Source organism: Mesorhizobium sp. M2A.F.Ca.ET.067.02.1.1, from assembly GCF_004023285.1.
Lineage (GTDB): Bacteria > Pseudomonadota > Alphaproteobacteria > Rhizobiales > Rhizobiaceae > Mesorhizobium.
On record NZ_RZSB01001189.1, the window covers coordinates 1 to 1,095 of the forward strand.

Genomic DNA, 1,095 nt, shown 5'->3' on the forward strand with positions numbered 1-1,095 from the left:
CGACTGCCTTCAGGTCGGGGAGGACCATCTTGGCAAGATCAAGATAAGTGACGTCCTGACGACCTCCGACAGCGCTGCTCAGCTCCGGAAAGCTGACGTCCTGGGCCAGCGCGGCCGCCCACAGGCACGGCAGCAGCAGGCAGGCGAGCATGAGACGGGATAGAATGGAAATCATCGAAAACACCCCCGGGGCCGCACGCTAGCACGGAGTCCTGAAGCGTACAGCCGGATCAGCCGATCGGTACCAGGCTAGCAAGTTCCCGCATATCGTCGAACAGGATGCCGCCGGCCGCCGCCAGGCCCTCGCGGTCTGAGAACGGATCGGCGTAATAGGAGAACACCCGCATGCCGGCGGCAATGCCGGCTTGCGTTCCCGCGACGCTGTCCTCGATGACAATGCAGTCGGCCGGCGCGAAGCCCGTCGTCTTGGCCGCATGCAGGAAGAGGTCCGGGAACGGCTTGCCGCGCCCGACCATGGTCGAGGAGAACATGGCGTGCTCGAACAGCGGCAAAAGCCCGGTTTGGCCGAGCGTGATATGCATTTTCGAGACCCGAGCCGAGGAGGCGACGCAATAGGCGATGCCGGCCGCGCGGACGGCTTCGACGAATTCACGCACATAAGGGATCGCCTCGACGCCGTGCGAAAAAAGATCCGGCAGGCCGGCATTCCAGCGCTCGACGAAGTCAGCGCCGAGCCTGACCTCGGTCGCCTCTTCGATCTCTTTTTGCACCGAGACCATGCTGCGGCCGGAAAAATGCCTGCGGCAATATTCGAAGCTGGTCGTGAAGCCGGCGGCGGTCAGCCATTCGGCGAGGCGCCGATTGGCAAGGTTTTCCGTGTCGACCAGGACCCCGTCGCAGTCGAAAATGACCAGCTTTGGAATTAGCATCAAGCTGTGCCGGTCGACCCGAAACCGCCGGCGCCGCGCGTCGTGCCGCCGGCGAGTGCCCGCTCCTCGACCGTAACCTGGGTCACGGCGGCGAAGACGATCTGGGCGATACGCATGCCGCGCGTCACCGCGAAATCCTCATCGCCGAGATTGACCAGCAGCACCTTCACCTCGCCGCGATAGTCGCTGTCGACGGTGCCGGGCG

At 64.3% G+C, this 1,095-nt stretch carries 1 protein-coding gene and 1 pseudogene; both read right to left on the reverse strand.

Going from position 1 to position 1,095, the window contains the following annotated elements:
- Positions 1-230: 230 nt before the first annotated feature.
- The gene (locus tag EOA28_RS36625; protein WP_189342405.1) at positions 231-890 is read right to left on the reverse strand and encodes an HAD family phosphatase; all 660 of its coding nucleotides are present in this window, start codon (positions 888-890) and stop codon (positions 231-233) included.
- Positions 890-1,095, reverse strand: a pseudogene (locus tag EOA28_RS36630) (dUTP diphosphatase); the annotation flags it as partial. The pseudogene EOA28_RS36630 and the gene EOA28_RS36625, both read right to left, overlap by 1 nt.

Bases quoted from the DNA above. Each gene is read 5' to 3' on its own strand.
- EOA28_RS36625 (WP_189342405.1), bottom strand. From the start codon at position 890: ATGCTAATTCCAAAGCTGGTCATTTTCGACTGCGACGGGGTCCTGGTC.